Here is a 17,492-nt window from a genome sequence, read left to right as displayed (position 1 = left end):
CCGGCTACGCCTGTATTCGGGTGATAAAAAAGGTGGTGGAGATGGGTGCGCAATCCAATGCGGCGCCAATCATCATCAAGAAGAAACGTGTGTCAGGTGGCGATGGTCACCACGGTGGCGCGTGGAAAGTCGCATATGCCGACTTTGTCACGGCCATGATGGCGTTCTTCATGTTGATGTGGCTGCTGAACGCAACGACAGAAAAACAACGCAAAGGGCTGGCGGACTATTTCTCGCCGACAATTCCGGTGAATCCGGTCTCAGGTGGTGGTGATGGCGCCTTTGGTGGCAACAACATGTTTTCCGAAAAGACCATGGTTATGGATGGTTCGGGGGCGGCGAAACGGCATCCCACGGTCGCCCGGCAGGCACGCGGGTCGATCGGGGTTAATCCGGATGGTGGCAAAGAAGTGTCCGACGATTTCTCGACGCTCGAGGCTCAGCTTCTGGGACATACCGGCGAAAGTATGGTCTCGGACAAGGTTCTGAAACACATCGTCACGCGCGTCACCGACGAAGGTCTGGTGGTCGAGCTGTTCGACACCGAGGATCAGCCGCTGTTCGAATCGGGTACGGATGAACCGACACCGATGATGCGAGCGCTGGCGCTGCTGGTGGCGCGGTCGTCGGATCTGGTGACCAATGACGTGGCGGTCGAAGGCCATGTCAGCGCCTCGCCCGTGGTTTTGGCGAGCGATCCGTCCTGGGAAATATCGACCTCACGCGCGCAGGTGGTGCGCCAATTGCTTGAAGATAAGGGGTTTGAGACTTCGCGGCTGGATCGCGTCACCGGACACGCTGACCGGGAATTGTCAAATGAAAACCCGATGGCCGTACGCAACAACAGGATCGAGATCATCTTCCTACGCGAGACCTAAAGGCCAGAGGATACACGGCATTTTACCTGTTAGCGCGCTGTTAAGGGGCAGTGCGTTAGCTGTTGCATCAATGTTTGACGCAACAGAAGGGCGTGCTAATGACGATTTCCTCCTCGCTGAATGCCGGTGTGGCCTCATTGAAGGCCAACGCCAACCGGCTGGCCACCATCTCAGACAACATCGCGAACTCTTCGACCTTCGGCTACAAGCGAGTCGAGACGGATTTTCATTCGATGGTCACGTCGGGCCAGGGCGGCAGCTATTCAGCGGGCGGGGTCAGAACCACCAGCCAGCGGCTGATCGACCAGCGCGGATCGCTGGTGACCACCAACAACTCAACCGATCTGGCCGTGCGAGGTCGGGGCATGTTGCCGGTGCGCCCAAGCTCACAGATCGCGGGCGGATCGAATGAGATGCAGCTGACCACCACCGGATCGTTCCGCACCAATGAAGAAGGGTATCTGGTTACCGAATCCGGCCTTGTCCTGCTGGGCTGGCGGGCCAATCCGGATGGAACGATTCCGGCGGTGCCACGGGACACTCCGGCGGCACTGGAACCCATTCAGCTGAGCGTCAACCAGCTCTCCGGCTCTCCGACCACGGCAATGAACCTGCGCATGAACCTGCCGGCAACGGCAACCGATGCCGGCGCGCCGGGTGATACGCAGCCCCTGTCGGTTGAGTATTTCGACAACCTGGGCAAGTCCGAAAGCGTCGATATCGAGCTTGTGCCAACCGTTCCCGCAGCCGGAAGCAGCAATGAATGGACCATGATCCTGCGCGATTCGGCGTCGGGTGGGGCAGTGATCGGGGAATATACCCTGACCTTCACGGACAGCCGGACTGCTGGCGGCACGCTGGCAAGTGTGACGACCGTATCTGGTGGGGCTTATGATCCGACCACGGGCAGCCTTGTGGTGAACGTGGCCGGTGGCCCGATGGAGGTCAATATCGGCCAGATCGGCGACGCCGATGGCATCACGCAACTATCCGACACTTTCGCTCCGGTTTCGATCACGCGAGATGGGTCGGCCGTAGGCACGATGACCAGCGTTCAAGTGGATGAGAATGGCTATGTCTACGCGTTTTATGACACCGGTGTCAGCCGCCGCATGTTCCAGATTCCGCTTGCGGATGTACCCAACCCCAACGGTTTGACCGCACTGGACAGCCAGACCTACGCGCCGTCCCGTGAAAGCGGTACCTTCTTCCTGTGGAACGCAGGCGAAGGGCCGACCGGCGATCTGGTGTCCTTTGCACGCGAGGAATCGACCACCGACATCGCGACCGAGCTGACCTCATTGATTCAGACCCAACGCGCCTATTCCTCAAGCGCAACGGTGATCAAAACGGTCGACGAGATGCTGCAGGAAACCACCAACATCAAACGCTGATTTGAGTTTTGACCCGGAAAGGGGGGCTGTCTAATGAATATGACGACGGCATTCAACAATGCAGTAAGCGGTCTGACGGCTGCGGCCCGAGGCACGTCGGTTGTGTCGGACAATATCGCCAACGCGCTGACCCCCGGCTTTGCCCGCCGGTCGCTGGAGCTTACGACAAATGCGATCTCGGGTCACGGGGTGCGAACGGTTGGCGTGGTGCGCAACCAGGATCCGGTCCTGACCGCCAACCGCCGCGCCACTGACGCTAGTCTTGCCTACCAAACCGCCGTGTCCAGCTTTCATGCTGGCGTCGAAGGCTTTATCGGCACAGCTGACGATCTGTCATCGCTTGCCGCCCAACTGGCGGATTTTGACGGCAGCCTGATCACCGCGGCCAGCCTGCCCGACTCGTCCGAGCGGTTGGATCAGGTCGCCCGCACCGGTCGCGATCTGGCCAGCAGGATCAAATCCGCCTCCGAAGGCGTGCGGCAACTGCGCACGGACGCGGATCGCACCATTGGCAAACAGGTGGACAGCTTGAATCAGGCCCTCAAGGATATCGAGAAGCTGAACGCCAGAATACCGTCGGTCAAACATGCGGGCGGTGACATCGGGGCCTTGCTGGACCAACGGCAGGTGCTGATCGATCAGGTCAACAAATTGGTGCCGGTCAACGCGGTGCCACGGGCGAACGATCTGGTCTCGCTTTATTCCGATGGCGGCCTGATCCTGCTGGAAGGCACGGCGGCGCAGTTTTCCTTTACCACCACGAGCGACACTAAGCCCCATATGACAGTGGGCAACGGTCTGCTGTCGGGGTTGGAGATGAACGGCAACCCGGTGCGCACCAGTGGCGAAACTGCCCAAATACGTGGAGGCGCGCTGATGGCGCAGTTCCAGATCCGCGACGAGTTGGCGGTTGAAGCGCAGGCCAATTTGGACTCCGTCGCACGGGATCTGATCGAACGATTCGAAACCCCCGGTCTGGACCCCACCTCGCTGCCCACCGACGCGGGCCTGTTCACCGATGCAGGTAACCGGTTCGATGTGACGGCCCTGGCAGGGCTGGCCTCACGCATCAGCTTGAACACGATTGTCGATCCGGACAATGGCGGCGACAGCTGGCGGCTGCGCGACGGGCTGGGTGCTGTAGCCCCCGGCGATCCAGGTGATGCTACACAGCTGCAGGCCTTTGGCGCCATTCTCAGCGACGCGCGCCCAGTTGCGGGATCGCCCTTCGGCACCGGTGCCATGCGCGCCTCTGACCTGACCGAGGCGCTTTCATCCAAAGCTGGGACAAACGCCCACACCGCCGGCCAGCGCCTGACTTTCGCCAACAGCGCCCAATTGGAAATGGCCCGGATCGAGGCCGAGGATGGCGTCGATACGGACCAGGAACTGCAGCGCCTGATGGAGATCGAGCAGGCCTACGCCGCCAATGCCCGTGTCATCTCGGTGGTGGATGAACTGATGAACACTCTGTTGAGGTTGTGATGATGAATTTGAAGTCTATCGGTGATCTGGCGCGGGGCATGACATTGAAGACCCGCTCGGCCGAGCTGAAAAGCCAGATCGAAACCCTGTCCTATGAGATGTCCACCGGCAAGGTTCAGGACGTGTCCGGACGTCTCGACGGGGATTACTCACATCTGCTGGATCTGGATCGCAGCCTGTCGCGGCTGGACGCCTATAGGGTCTCGACTGCCGAAGCCGGACTATTCACCGACGCCATGCAACTGAGCCTGACGACAATTGGCGGATCTGTCAGCGAGTTCACCGCGTCCCTGCTGTCTTTTGGTACGTCGAACCAGGCGGTCAGCCATGAAAACGCGTCCGTGCAGGCGCGCAACGAGTTGGACACAATCATATCTGCGCTGAACACGCGAGCCGGCGGGCGCAGCCTGTTTTCCGGAGTGGCTACCGACGTTTCCCCCCTGCCCTCAACCGACACGCTGCTGGCTGCATTAGAGGTAGAACTGACCGGACACACCACAGCGTCTGATATCCGGCAGGCGGCAGAGGATTGGTTCAACGACCCGGCCGGGTTTGACGCGGTGATCTATCAGGGGTCGGACACCGCTTTGGCGGCAATGCAGATCTCAGAGAATGAAAGCGTCCGTCTCCCCATCACTGCGACGAACCCTGCAATCAAGGACGCGTTGCGGGACGTTGCCGTTGCGGCGCTGGTGTCGGATGACGCGCTGAACCTTCCGCGCAATCAACGAACGGCGTTGTTCACGCAATTGGGCGTCGATCTGGCCAATACCCAGAACGAAATCGTCAACCTGCGCGCGCAGGTGGGGTCGGCCGAGGCGCGGGTCGAACAGGCCGCAACGCGCAACAGTGCGGCGCAAACCAGCCTGGAATACAGCCGGAACAAGCTGATCGCGGCGGACCCCTATGAAACTGCGGCGCAGCTGCAAACCGTGCAGTTCCAGTTGGAAAGCCTCTATTCCGTCACCGTTCGCAACGCGAACCTGTCGCTGGTGAACTTCCTGAGATGAAACTCCTTGTTTTCCTGTTGATGCTGCTGCCCGGAATTGCCTGCGCTGGTGCGATCCGCCTGAAAGACCTTGTGGATTTCGACGGGGTGCGGGGCAATGATCTGGTGGGATATGGTCTGGTTGTGGGGCTGAACGGCACCGGCGACGGGTTGCGAAACTCGCCCTTCACCGAAGAGATCATGTCGAACATCCTCGAACGGCTGGGCGTCAACGTGAACGGAGAGGATTTTCGCCCCAAGAACGTCGCAGCCGTATTGGTCACCGCCAGCCTGCCGCCTTTTGCGCGGGTCGGCGGGCAGATCGATGTGACAGTGTCGGCGATTGGCGATTCCAAAAGTCTGCTGGGCGGCACCCTGATCATGACACCGTTGAATGCCGCCGACGGGAAGATCTATGCGGTGGCGCAGGGCACGGTTCTGGCTGGCGGTGCCGTGGCCGAGGGCGATGCTGCCTCGGTCGTGCAAGGTGTGCCGACCTCTGGCGTGATCCCATCCGGTGCGCGTGTGGAACGCGAAATTGACTTTGACCTCTCGACACTGACGCAAATGCGGCTGGCCCTGCGCGAGCCGGATTTCACTACCGCCAGCCGAATCGAAGTTGCGATCAACACCGAGTTCAACCGGGCAGTGGCGATCATGCGCGATTCCGGGACGGTCGAGCTGAACATCGCGGCTACGCAGGCGATATCTACGGCGCACGCACTGGGCCGGATCGAAAACATTCTGGTCGAGCCGGAAACCAAGGCCCGCGTAGTTGTCGATCAGCGTTCAGGTACCATCGTCATGGGGCAAGAGGTCCGCATCTCGCGCGTGGCGGTATCGCAAGGCAATCTGACCCTGACGGTCGAGGAATCTCCGATCGCAGTCCAGCCCAACCCGTTTGCGCGCGGCGAAACGGTTGTTGTCCCCCGTACATTCGCCGGGATCGAAGAAGAAGAAGGCACCGGACTGGCCGAAATCCCCGAGGCCACCACCCTGTCCGAGGTCGTGGCCGGTCTGAATGCGCTGGGTGTCTCGCCCCGCGACATGATCGACATTCTGAAAACGATCAAGGCTGCCGGGGCGCTTCACGCTGAGTTCATTGTCCGCTAACGATCTGGCCGCAATGGGATGACCAGATCAGACTTGTTGCACCATCGTCATTTTGATTTCCAGCTGTCCAGCCAACGGCGGAACCCGGTGTGCTTTTCTTCAATCGCATCACCCGCCGCGTAGAAGCTGTCTTCGACGTTTTCGAGCATCGGGTCGATGCGGCGCTGCCGGAACCTGCGCCAGCGCACCCAGATCGCCCAGACGACGGCAAAGAAAACCGTCAGAAAGATGATGTTGAACCATGGGATCAGCCGCACATCCGGGCTGTCCACCGGACGGACCGAAACCACATTGGGAAAGATCGACATAAGCTGATTGCGCCAGCCATAATGGCGTATCACCACCCATTGAGGATCCGCGGCTGTCGACACGAGATTGGTCAGCTCCGCCTGCAGATTCGAACTGTCGAGCTTGAAATAGGGCGGCCATCCCCAGCCGGTATCCTCGTTCCGATAAACGCGCGGCTTGCCGTTGGGGCGGAAGGTCTCGACGAAGCGCACATCGCGGTTGGTGGTTTGCGCCCCTTCCTGACCGGTATCCTGCTGCGCCCAGAAAATCGAGTTCTCACCAAAATCGACGCGCCGAACCTCGGTCTTCACGATCCGCACCACATCCTGCTGCGGCAGGGTGTATTCCAACACTGCGGCGACCAAGCCCCAGAAAACTATGATGAACGCCCATTTGACATAGACCATCTATCCGGCCCTCACATAAAATTCGTAATATAGATCAGCAGGGCTATTGCCCCAAGCGGAACGACATAGACGCCCAGCAGCAGTTTCCTGCGAAAGGAGCTGTCGTATTTCTTCAATCCTCGCGCGACAAAGGCGTCGCGATCCCCGGTCAGCCCTTTCTTTTCCCAATGCGCAATCAGCTTGCGCCGCCGCACCAGTCGGGAATAGATCGACAGTCCGACATAGATCACCGTCAAAATGATCAGCAGTGGAATCAGAAAACGGATTGCGACGATCATTCAGTTTCTCCCAACAGCACCCCAGGGTCCGACGCGCGCGATGATGTCATCGCTGATCCGGTCGGTGCCGCTCATGTCCGGTTCATGGCCGAACAGCGCGGCGCGGGCGCCTGCTTTGTCCACCTGATACTCGCGTTCCAGAAAGTCGGCAACATAGGCTTTCTTAGCCTCGGGCCAGGTGGAATAGGTGCTGTAGAACAATTCCTTATGGCAGATGAACATCTGGCGCGGGTCCAGTGGGGCCAGCTCGGCCAGCAACATGTTGACCAGATCACGGTTCGGCGTTTCCGCCGCGCGCAGGGTGTAGAAATATGCCGGATGGTCCGAAGTGATGCGCGGCCACGGCCCGCCTTCGCTGGCCCAACGCAGCAATTGGGAAAGTCCGTGAAAGGCCTCGGGCAGACGGTCGGCATGGTTTCGCGCCAGACGCCGCATATCGCTGCGGTCCAGCCCGGTCAGGTCGACACCCGCGTCGGCGGCGGCGTGTACGGTCAGAAAGTCCATCTTCTGCTGCAGGACGGCGGCAGAGTTCACACCGCGCGCCTCGACGATCGTCTCGACAAGGTCGTTGTCGTTCAGGAAGGTTGCAATCCGATGCCGTTGCGCAGGGTCAAACACCTGGTCGATTGGCATGTCATCGGGTCGGTCGCCCATGCAAATCGCCGCCGGATCATCCAGATCGGGGAAAAGGTAGAGCCCGCCGAAATGCGCCGTCCAGAAATTGCGCTGCTCAAACGCGGTGTGGCGCAGGTGGACGGGGTTGCGGGTGACGTCGCCGGTTTCCTTGGCGGTTTCGATCATCCTGGCGATCAGCACATCGTCGAACCAGGCGTCCTCTTCGGTTTTGAACCGTTCGACCATGCCTGCCAGTTGCTCGGCCTTGCGCAGGGTGCCGCCGACCGTGTCGGCCTCGATCTCGATCTTGCGCAGGTTCAGCAGGTCGCGGGGCGTGGTGAGTTTGAAGACCGAGTTCACCAGCTCTCCGGCCACCGCGTCGGTGGCGGTCAGGGCGAACAGCTGCGCCTCGTTCATCTCGATGAACTCGCGCAGGATATCGCGCGAGGTCGAGAATTTGACGTTCAGCAGAGGCGCGCGTTTCTGCTCGGTCGTCAGCAGGATGAACTGCCGGTTGACCCCGTTGGGATTTAGGTAAAGCTCGTCCTCCAGCTCAATCCCCACCTCCGGCGAATAGCCCGAGATATCCACATGGAAATCCGTCAGCGCCGTGGTCTTGCCCGCCAGATGCTGCAACGCGCGGTTATACCGCTCGACCAGAGCCGGGCTGGAGATGTGGACGAGGTTGCCGAACATCAGGCCTTTTTTGATGAGGCGGATCATGAGACGTCACCGATCCATTTGCTAGATCGCAGACGTTGTCGGTCTAAAAATGCCATCTCTAAGGCTCCCAGATTCTGCGCAATCCGAAGGAAAGCACGCAAGGAAGCAAAGAAAAGGGTGCGAGCAACAACAGCCATCCGGGGTTAATGATAAATAAAAAAAACTGTACGAGAATTGTTTTCCCGGCTGCTTCAAAGAATTCTCCACCACCGAAAACGTGGTGTAACCCAATAACTATTGCAGGAACAACGAACATGCTAACCACAAAAGAACACAACAAAGCATCAAACAGTCGGTGGTTCTTCTCAGGATAAAATCCCGCTTCCTCGGTGGCCTCGATTGGCGTGCCATGGCGCCAACCGATCAAAACGGAAGCTATTGCCGCCAAGCTAAACAAAAGGAGCATCATTCTCCCTTCCCCTCCAGATACCGCCGCTTGGCCTCTTCCATCCGGCCCATCTCGCGGACGGCGTTTTCGATGGCGACCTCGTCGCTCTTGTCAGCATAGCGGAACTCGCTGTCGGCGTAGCGGTTGATCTCTTGCATCACCATCTCGACCGTGATCGGCTGGCGCAGGTCTTCGATCATCGCCTTCTTGGTGTCGTAGTCGCGGAACAGGAACAGGTCGGGGTTCTCCATCCACTCGTCGGGCAGTTCGAAATCCATCGCGCGGACCTTGACCGCGTCGGTGATGTTCTTGATTGCGCGACCGGTGAACCGCCCATCTGCCTGTTGGATCGCCTTGAGGTAGGTGCCCAGCTTGGCGATCGTGTCCATCTGGCCGATATCGCCGGAGACCCGGTCATAAACTTGCAGCAAAGCGTCCTCATGCGGGCGGGAATGGCTTTCGAAACTGGCGGCGACGGCCTTTTTGATCTCCTGCGCGGCATAGGCTTCGTGCTCGCCCAGCGGAATGTCGTGGTTGCGGCCCATTAGCAGGTGCAGGATGTCGATGTAATCCTCGCGTGTCTGCGGCCCGTCCACCAGGAACCGCGCGCCTGCCCGCTGACGCAGGGCGTCGTCCACATTCTCGGGGTAGTTCGAGAACATGCCAAAGGTGCAGTTGCCGCGCACGACGGTATTGGCGCCCGCAAAGCTCTCCATCAGCACGGCGGTGATTTCCAACTGCCCGGCTGACGACTGCCGGTCACCGCGTTTGCCCGCCAGTTGGTCGATATCGTCGATAGTGCCGAAACCGATGACCGAAGGGTCGATGATCGTGTTGATAAAGGCCTTCGCGTTCTGGCCGGATTTGCCCTGATAGCTGTCGATATTGTCGGTGCTCAGGTTCTTATAGCGGAACGGATAACCCGCGTTCTGGCAATAGTCGTTGATCAGACCGGCCATCATCTGGATCAAGGTAGTCTTACCGGTGCCCGGTTTGCCATCCCCCATGAAGGTAAAGATGAACCCGCCGAGTTCCGCAAACGGGTTCAAGCGGCGGTCGAAGTCATAGGCCATCACCATTTTGGACAGCTTCATCGCCTGATACTTGGCGATATGGTTGCCCACTACTTCGTTCGGTTTCTTGAACGTCATGGTCAGGGTGGTGGATTTAGCCTTAGATGCGGGTTCGAACCCCCTGATTGTCAGGTCATCCGCCTCGATATGCCAGGCGGCGTTCTGGAACGGGGCCAGATGGCCTGCGGACTGGGCGCGCAGGGCGGCCTTCTCCATCAGTTGTTCAGCATAGGCGCTGGTGGCGGCGATCAGGTGGGCGTCGTCGGGGGCATGTTTGGCCAGCGTTTGGTCCAGCTCCCACAGCGCCCCGTGCAGGGCAAGTTGGCCATTGTCGGTCAAGACCTCTTCGATCTCGCCGATATCGACGGTGGTCTCGCCCAAGTGTGAGGACATCAGATAGGCCAGCGCATTGCCGAAGGTATGCGACGTGATCAGAGCCTCAGCTGTCAGCAATTCCGAGAACTCGGTCTTACGGGCGGCGGGCAGGTCACCGGCGAGATTGGCGCGTTTCAGATCGGCCAGCGGCGTCTGTTCCGCATAAGCCTCGGCCACGGCCAGAGCGATTGCGATGGCACGTCGTATCGCCTGTTGCGTGGTGGCCTGAGGCGGCGAGACCAACGCATCGCCCTCATCCGAGGCTTCGATCCGTTCGACCAGATGCACCCCATCCGCCCGCACGGTGCGACGGGTCACAAGCCCCGGTGTGGTGGATCGGAATCGACGCCCAGTAGACACGCCCGGGGACCGTTCAATGGTGGCCTCGACGGGTTTGGCAATCCGCGGGGCGTGTTCGAACCCGTTCAGCAAGGCGGTCGCAGCCGGATAGTGTTTGCGAATGTCTTCTTCGCGCAATTCCATCTGATCTGACGTCAAACTCATTTCAAAATCGCCTTTGCTGTCTTCAATATCTCAACACCTGTCCGGTCTTGCTGACGACGAACTTGCGCACATCGGCAAAACCCGGCGGGTTACGTTCGGCCAGAACCTGAAACGGGCGCTGGGGCAGGATGATGGATCGTTGCGTCCGCGTGGCCCCGGTCTCGGCCCCCTGCCCACCAAACGGGTCCAGCGCAAAGACTTCGCGTTCGACGGTCGAGAACCACCCGGCACGCTCTTCGATCACCTCTTCGCTTTCCAGCTCTTCTGTGGTCCAAGCCAGTGCCCAATCCTGACCTTGGGGAGATTGCGCATCCTCCAGAACCTGCCGCAGAGGGCCGGATTGCTCGGTATAGGCCGAGGAATACATCGGGCCCACATGGATGCGGCGCAGATGCTTTGGGTGCAGGTCGTCGAAATCCTGATCGAAGCCCTTGGCGATGGTCACCAGTTTCAGGCCACCCAAGGACTGCGCCATCAGATGCGCCTGCACCTCGGGCCAGCGGCGTTGGTCCTTGGGTAGGGCGGTTTTGCCGCTATCCTCCAGCTGCATCAGATAGATGACCGGCAGGTTGATCTGACTGTCATAGACCGCCCAATGGATCATGAACTTACGCCGCTCGCCCTCATTCCCGATCCAGTGGCACTCGGGATCGTTGCGGGCCCAGAACAGCTGACCTTTCAACAATTCCTCGTAATAGAGCCTTTGGGACAGCGCGAATTGCAGTTTGGTGGGGATTTCCCGGTCGCCAATGATGGTGCGGACCATGTCGGTTTTCAGGTCGTCCTCGGACGGCATATTCGCCAGATGCACCTGCGCTTGCTGCGCGTCATTGGCCATGGTCAGCAGCTCGGCCGCCACCGGAAACCCGCTGTCGCGTTTGTCCATGGCGAGGCTGCCAAAGAACCGCCCCGTATCGCGCCCGACCAGCAGATACTTCATGGAGAGCGCGCGGAAGGTGTAGAGCAGCCCCGAGAGGTAGCGCGACACGATCCGCACCTCTTGTTTCGAAATCGCGCCCTCCGCCTCCATCGTCGCGGCCACGCGCAGGAGATGAACGGTGATCACCTCGAATTTACGGAAATAGCGACGCGAGGCGAAGGTGTCGGTCAGGCCGACATGGTCTTGGGTGGGGTCAGTCATTTAGTTTGTTGACCAATTAGTTTGTCGATCAATGAAAGATACACGTCGAATACCAACCAAACCCCGCCCCAGATTGCCAACATTGCTGAAACTCCAAAAAGACCGAGAGCGAAGATCAATGGGACCATAAACAACGTCATTCTCAAATCGGGGCCGAGGTGCACGGGAGTCAATTGAAGCAGATACCCGAATAAGATGAGAAGCGCTCCGAAGAGCGCGACGCATAGTGCCGCGCTAAGCATCTTTAGTGGCGCTCGGACTAAGGTTTCACCCACCATACAAATTCTTATCATGCTTCTCGACAATCGAGGCGAACCGGCGGGCAAAGCGTTCGTCCGCCTTGGCCTTTTTCTCCAGCACGTCGCGGGCAAAGACCATGTGATCCTCATGCGCCTCTAGCATGTCGGCCATTTTCTGGTTGGTCGCTGTGCCGATGGCGGCCATGGCGGTTTGCGCCTCTTGGTCCGTCTGCACGCCAATCTCGTTGATGCGGTGGGCCACGTCCTGCTGCTGGGCGGTTTTCAACGATTTGGTCAGGGCGTCATACAGCACCACGCGCTGCTGGGTGTCTGTCTGCAGCTTGTTGATCAGCACCATCTGCGTTGCCGCCTGGTTTTGCAGTGAATCGACCCAGGTCTTGCCCTTTTCGATATAGCGCTCCAGCGTCTGGCTTTTGGCCAGCTTGACCTGCTCTTCCTGAACCTTGGCGTTATACTGCTTGTTCAGCTCGGCCAGTTCGGTTTCCAGCTGGGTCCGCGCGGCGGCGTCCTGTTCGACGCTGATCTTGTTTTCCAGCGTGATGATCGTCGGGTCCATGCCCTGAATCTCGGCGCGAAGAGCCTCCAGCTCGGCCACGGTGGCCTCGCGGTCGTCCAGCGTGCCGGTCAGGTTGTCCTCGACTTTCACGCGCTGTTCTTCCAACACGGACAGCTGGCCTTCCAGCAGCTTCACGATCACGTCGGATTTGGCGATCAAGTCCTGCAGTTTATCGTCGATATTGGCGGTGCGCATCCGCTCCTGCCGCATCGACTCGGATTTTCCCTTCGAGAAGATGCCCACAAACGTCTCCCACCCGGATTTCGAGCGCATTTCGTCGAAATCCTTGGAAAAGGCGCTGGTGACGTCGTCCAGACCCATGATCAGCTCGGCGATATTGGCGTTCATCACCTCGGTATGGGCGTGTACATCTTCGAGCGTGGCATTTTCGATGTCGATGTCCGCCTCGGCCGTGCCAATCTTGGCGCGCGCAGCCTCGATCCGGCTGGTCAGGCTTTCAATCTGCGACTGGCTTTCCCGGACTTTGGTCTGAGTCTCTTCGATCAAGGCGTCAAATTGGTGGTTCGACATCTGCACTATCCCCTTTTTTTGTTCATTTACCCAATAAGATAGGGAATGTTATGCTCATTTACATCCCCTCGGGTCCAAAAATCATGCAGACTTTGGCAAACTCATCACAAAAAAGATAGCGCCATGATGCCGCCGGTTGCGATGTGTTGAACATCTGCAATTCCGGCCTTTTGATCAAATCTGGATTGATCCGCGGGGCACAGTGGACATAGACAATCCGAAGCCCACCTGATTGGGTGCGCGTGAACAATATTCCTGCCGGAGGCTGACCTATGCTGGACGCAACAACCGACCTGAAATCGATCCTGAAGAATCCCGATCTGCTGGTGACCAAAGCCTATATCGGCGGCCAGTGGGTGGATGGCGACAATGGTACCTTTGCGGTGACCAACCCCGCCCGCGGTGATGTGGTGGCCGAGGTCGCCGATGTCAGCCGCGCGCAGGTGGCCGGGGCCATTGCTCAGGCCGAAGCAGCGCAGAAGGAATGGGCCAAGCTGACCGGCAAAGAACGCGCCGTGATCCTGCGCCGCTGGTACGACCTGATGATGGAAAACGCCGAGGATCTGGGCAAGATCCTGACCGCCGAACAGGGCAAACCGTTGGCCGAAGCTGTTGGCGAGATCGGCTATGGCGCGTCTTTCATCGAGTTCTTCGGCGAAGAGGCCAAACGCGTTTACGGCGAAACCATCCCCGGCCATCAGCGTGACAAGCGGATAACGGTTCTGAAACAGCCCATTGGCGTGGCGGCCTCGATCACGCCATGGAACTTCCCCAACGCGATGATCACCCGAAAGGCTGGGCCTGCTCTGGCCGCAGGTTGTACCTTTGTTGCCCGCCCTGCGGCCGAAACACCGCTGTCCGCGCTGGTTCTTGGCCTTCTGGCCGAAAAGGCCGGCATCCCGGCGGGTGTGTTCAACGTCGTGCCGTCGTCGCGCGCCAGCGAGATCGGCAAGGAATTCTGCGAAAACCCGGGTGTGCGCAAACTGACCTTCACCGGATCGACCGAGGTGGGACGCATCCTGCTGCGCCAAGCCGCCGATCAGGTCATGAAGTGCTCGATGGAGCTGGGTGGAAACGCGCCGTTCATCGTGTTCGACGACGCCGATCTGGATGCCGCCGTCGAAGGGGCGATGCTGTGCAAGTTCCGCAACAACGGCCAGACTTGCGTCTGCGCCAACCGGATTTACGTACAGGCGGGTGTCTACGACGCATTCGCAGCCAAGCTGAAAGCCGCGGTCGAAGCGTTGAAAGTCGGCGACGGCCTGTCCTCCGGTACCACCACCGGTCCGTTGATCAACGCCGATGCAGTCGCCAAGGTTGAGGAACACATCAAGGACGTCACCGAAAAGGGCGGCGCGGTTCTGACCGGCGGGCTGCCACATGATCTGGGCGGCACCTTCTTCCAGCCGACTATCGTGACCGGCGTGACTCAGGACATGATGGTTGCGCAGGACGAGACCTTTGGCCCACTGGCACCGCTGTTTAAGTTCGAAAACGAAGATGACGTGATCGCCATGGCCAATGACACGATCTTTGGTCTGGCGTCGTACTTCTATGCTAACGACCTGAGCCGCGTCTACAAAGTGGCCGAGGCGCTTGAATACGGCATTGTCGGCGTGAACACCGGTATTATCTCGACCGAGCTTGGCCCGTTCGGCGGCGTCAAACAGTCCGGCCTGGGCCGCGAAGGCAGCCATCACGGCATGGAAGACTATCTGGAAATGAAATACATCTGCATGTCGGTCTGATCCGATCCGGCCACCGCTTTCGGGCGGTGGCCATTCTTAATGCGCTTGTCATCAAACTGAATCACAACCGTCACAAAAGCGCAATCAACGGCGGTCATCCCTCTCGCATCCAAGTAAGAAGGGGATACCAACCGATGTCATTGCGCCTTGTCTGCCTGACATCTGCCCTTGCCTTGACCGCCGGTCAGGCCACGGCAGAGATGAACTTCAACCGAATTGCGTCCTTCCCGGTCGTCAAGAACATGGCCGAAGGGGCCGATACCACCCGTGAGACCTCGCCCGAGATTATCGCTGCGACTGCGGATGGAATGACGCTGGTCTACACCGACAGCCCGCTGGGCGTGATCGGCATGGTCGATATCACCAATCCTGCGAACCCGGCACCTTTGGGTACGATGGACGTGGGTGGTGAGCCGACATCCGTAGGGATCCTTGGCGCGACGGCCTTTGTGGGTGTCAATACATCCGAAAGCTATACCGCACCGTCGGGCAAGCTGATCTCTGCCGATATCGCGAGCAAGGCGGAAACCGGGGCCTGTGACTTGGGCGGCCAGCCCGACAGCGTCGCCATCTCTCCGGATGGCAGCTTTGTCGCCGTCGCCATCGAGAATGAACGTGACGAAGACCTGAACGACGGCATAATCCCGCAGCTGCCCGCCGGGTCGCTGGCTCTGGTGCCGCTGAAAGACGGCGCACTGGATTGCGCAGGTATGAAAATGGCCTCGCTTACAGGTCTGGCAGACGTTGCCCCAACCGACCCCGAACCCGAGTTCGTGGATATCAATAGTCTGGGCGAAACTGTCGTCACTCTGCAGGAAAACAACCACATCGCGGTCGTCGACAAAGACGGCAACGTGTTCAGCCATTTCTCGGCCGGTAGCGTGGATCTGGAGGGCATCGACGCCACCGATGAGCGCGGCGCGCTGATCTTCACCGAAAGCCAGCCGGGCCGCCTGCGTGAACCGGACGCGGTGAAATGGATCGACGACAACCACTTCGCCACCGCCAATGAAGGCGACTATGAGGGCGGCTCGCGTGGTTGGACGATCTTCCACAAGGACGGCACCGTTGTTTACGAAAACGGCACCGATTTCGAAAAGGCCATCATTCAGATCGGCCACTACCCCGACAAACGCTCGGACAGCAAAGGGGTCGAGCCCGAAAGCGTGACCGCAGCCACCTTCGGTGGCACACCGATGATCTTTGTAGGGGCCGAGCGCGCCTCGATCGTGGGTGTCTATGACGCTACTGATCCGGCGAACCCGGTGCTGAAACAACTGCTGCCCTCGGGTGTTGGCCCGGAAGGTTATGTGGCAATCCCCGAGCGTAACCTGCTGGTTTCGGCCAACGAGAAAGACCTGATCGAGGATGGCGGCCCGCGCGCGCATGTGTCGATCTTCGAGTATCAGGACGCCCCCGCCACCTATCCTCATCTGACCTCCGCAGGCGCGGATGAGCTGATCGGATGGGGTGCCCTGTCCGGTCTGGTCGCGGATGAGGACGGAATGATCTACGCGGTCAACGACAGCTTCTATGGCTTCCAGCCCTCGATCTTCAAGATCGACCCCAGCCAGCAGCCCGCCCGCATCGTGGATGTGATCCGCATTCACCGTCAGGACGGTAACCCGGCGCAGAAACTGGACCTTGAGGGCATCACGCTGGACGGTAAGGGTGGCTTCTACGTCGCCTCCGAAGGTCGCACAGACCGCGTCATCCCGCACGCGATCTACCACGTCTCGGCCGATGGCCTGATCAAGGACCGCAAGGGCGAGATCGGCTTGCCGCCGGAACTGATGGCGGTTGAGAAACGCTTTGGGTTCGAAGGCATCACCAAGGTCGGCGACACCCTTTGGATAGCCGTTCAGCGCGAATGGAAGGATGACCCCAAGAACCACGTGAAACTGGTGGCCTACAATCTGGAGACCAAGGAATGGGGTGCCGTGCACTATCCCAAGGCAGACCCAGAAAAAGGCTGGGTTGGTCTGTCGGAAATCGTGGCATTCGGGGACCATGTCTATGTCATCGAGCGCGACAACCAGCACGACCACCGCGCCGTTACCAAGAAAATCTACCGCATCCCGCTATCGGAAATGACCCCGGCCCCGCTGGGTGGCGAACTGCCGGTGGTCAGTAAGCAAGAGGTCCGCGACCTGCTGCCCGACCTGACCTCAACCGGAGGCTATGTTCTGGACAAGATCGAAGGTCTGGCCATCCTGCCCTCGGGCGAGGCGTTCGTGATGACCGACAATGACGGCGTCGACGATGCCTCGGGCGAGACGATGTTCTGGTCGATCGGATCGGTGACAGCCGGGAACTGAGTTTTGTCCTTTCGTGCGAAAAACCCCGCGTAAGAACTGCGTGGGGTTTTTTGGGTTTCAGAACGGTTTCCAGTATGGGCAAAATCGACCTTGAACTCTGGGATCACACCGTATTAGTCATCTCTAAAGCATTGGAAATGGATTAATTAATGCGCGCTCTCTTTCTTTTTGGCTGCCTTGCACTGGCCGCATGCAACACTACAACGGGTCCGACTTCTCCTGAGACAGAACCTTTGGATGTCGCGTCACCGCCAGCCGCAGTCAAAACACGCGCGATTGCCTTCAGCGCTGAGGACAACGGCGTACAGATTGCCGCAAATTGCACGGTACGCGGGCCCGGTTTTGACAAATCGTTTGCAACGCCGACAAAAATGGATGTCCCCATCGACTCATCAGGTAGGGCTCTGATCACCTACGTCAGCTGCATAG

The 17,492-nt window shown here is 59.3% G+C and carries 14 protein-coding genes; 7 read left to right on the top strand and 7 right to left on the bottom strand.

Annotated elements, in window-relative coordinates; genetic code table 11:
- Positions 1 to 41 precede the first annotated feature (41 nt).
- The 5 genes from ACR0IK_RS14080 (at position 42) to ACR0IK_RS14060 (ending at position 5,858) form a co-directional block, all read left to right on the top strand.
- Entirely contained in the window at positions 42 to 878 is an 837-nt protein-coding gene (locus tag ACR0IK_RS14080; RefSeq protein WP_480641921.1) for a flagellar motor protein MotB, read from the top strand.
- Between the two features lie 98 nt (positions 879 to 976).
- Positions 977 to 2,272 carry a flagellar hook protein FlgE gene (locus tag ACR0IK_RS14075; RefSeq protein ID WP_170327825.1) on the top strand — a complete coding sequence of 432 codons (1,296 nt, stop codon included), beginning with the start codon at positions 977 to 979 and terminating at the stop codon, positions 2,270 to 2,272.
- A 33-nt stretch (positions 2,273 to 2,305) separates the two neighbouring features.
- Positions 2,306 to 3,757, top strand: a complete 1,452-nt coding sequence (gene flgK, locus ACR0IK_RS14070; RefSeq protein WP_480641920.1) for a flagellar hook-associated protein FlgK — start codon at positions 2,306 to 2,308, stop codon at positions 3,755 to 3,757.
- Entirely contained in the window at positions 3,757 to 4,767 is a 1,011-nt protein-coding gene (locus ACR0IK_RS14065; protein ID WP_480641919.1) for a flagellin, read from the top strand. Before flgK ends, ACR0IK_RS14065 begins: the two co-directional genes overlap by 1 nt.
- Positions 4,764 to 5,858 (top strand): flagellar basal body P-ring protein FlgI, encoded by a 1,095-nt coding sequence (locus ACR0IK_RS14060; protein ID WP_480641918.1) that lies wholly within the window; start codon positions 4,764 to 4,766, stop codon positions 5,856 to 5,858. Before ACR0IK_RS14065 ends, ACR0IK_RS14060 begins: the two co-directional genes overlap by 4 nt.
- A gap of 47 nt (positions 5,859 to 5,905) precedes the next feature.
- On the opposite strand, the gene ACR0IK_RS14055 is transcribed toward ACR0IK_RS14060, so the two are convergent.
- The 7 genes from ACR0IK_RS14055 to ACR0IK_RS14025 form a co-directional block, all read right to left on the bottom strand.
- Positions 5,906 to 6,553, bottom strand: coding sequence for a DUF1523 family protein (locus ACR0IK_RS14055; protein WP_480641917.1), 648 nt, complete (start codon positions 6,551 to 6,553; stop codon positions 5,906 to 5,908).
- An 11-nt stretch (positions 6,554 to 6,564) separates the two neighbouring features.
- The gene (locus ACR0IK_RS14050) at positions 6,565 to 6,831 is read right to left on the bottom strand and encodes a hypothetical protein (RefSeq protein ID WP_480594416.1); all 267 of its coding nucleotides are present in this window, start codon (positions 6,829 to 6,831) and stop codon (positions 6,565 to 6,567) included.
- A complete protein-coding gene (locus ACR0IK_RS14045; protein ID WP_480641916.1) occupies positions 6,832 to 8,169 on the bottom strand; it encodes a DUF6638 family protein in 1,338 nt (445 codons plus the stop codon).
- 58 nt (positions 8,170 to 8,227) lie between these two features.
- The gene (locus ACR0IK_RS14040; protein WP_480641915.1) at positions 8,228 to 8,578 is read right to left on the bottom strand and encodes a hypothetical protein; all 351 of its coding nucleotides are present in this window, start codon (positions 8,576 to 8,578) and stop codon (positions 8,228 to 8,230) included.
- Entirely contained in the window at positions 8,575 to 10,509 is a 1,935-nt protein-coding gene (locus tag ACR0IK_RS14035; RefSeq protein ID WP_480641914.1) for an AAA family ATPase, read from the bottom strand. Before ACR0IK_RS14035 ends, ACR0IK_RS14040 begins: the two co-directional genes overlap by 4 nt.
- A gap of 22 nt (positions 10,510 to 10,531) precedes the next feature.
- On the bottom strand, positions 10,532 to 11,650 hold the full coding sequence (locus tag ACR0IK_RS14030; protein ID WP_480641913.1) for a hypothetical protein: 1,119 nt from the start codon (positions 11,648 to 11,650) through the stop codon (positions 10,532 to 10,534).
- Positions 11,651 to 11,917: 267 nt separating this feature from the next.
- Entirely contained in the window at positions 11,918 to 12,997 is a 1,080-nt protein-coding gene (locus ACR0IK_RS14025; RefSeq protein WP_480641912.1) for a hypothetical protein, read from the bottom strand.
- Between the two features lie 272 nt (positions 12,998 to 13,269).
- Here ACR0IK_RS14025 and ACR0IK_RS14020 point away from each other — a divergent pair, with 272 nt between their 5' ends.
- Together ACR0IK_RS14020 and ACR0IK_RS14015 are read left to right on the top strand one after the other, a co-directional pair.
- Positions 13,270 to 14,745, top strand: coding sequence for an NAD-dependent succinate-semialdehyde dehydrogenase (locus tag ACR0IK_RS14020; RefSeq protein WP_480641911.1), 1,476 nt, complete (start codon positions 13,270 to 13,272; stop codon positions 14,743 to 14,745).
- Between the two features lie 134 nt (positions 14,746 to 14,879).
- Complete coding sequence (locus ACR0IK_RS14015; RefSeq protein ID WP_480641910.1) at positions 14,880 to 17,063, top strand: esterase-like activity of phytase family protein; 2,184 nt, start codon at positions 14,880 to 14,882, stop codon at positions 17,061 to 17,063.
- Positions 17,064 to 17,492 lie beyond the last annotated feature (429 nt).

The organism is Ruegeria sp. BF7 (assembly GCF_056538605.1).
This window is presented reverse-complemented; position numbering and strand designations above follow the sequence as displayed.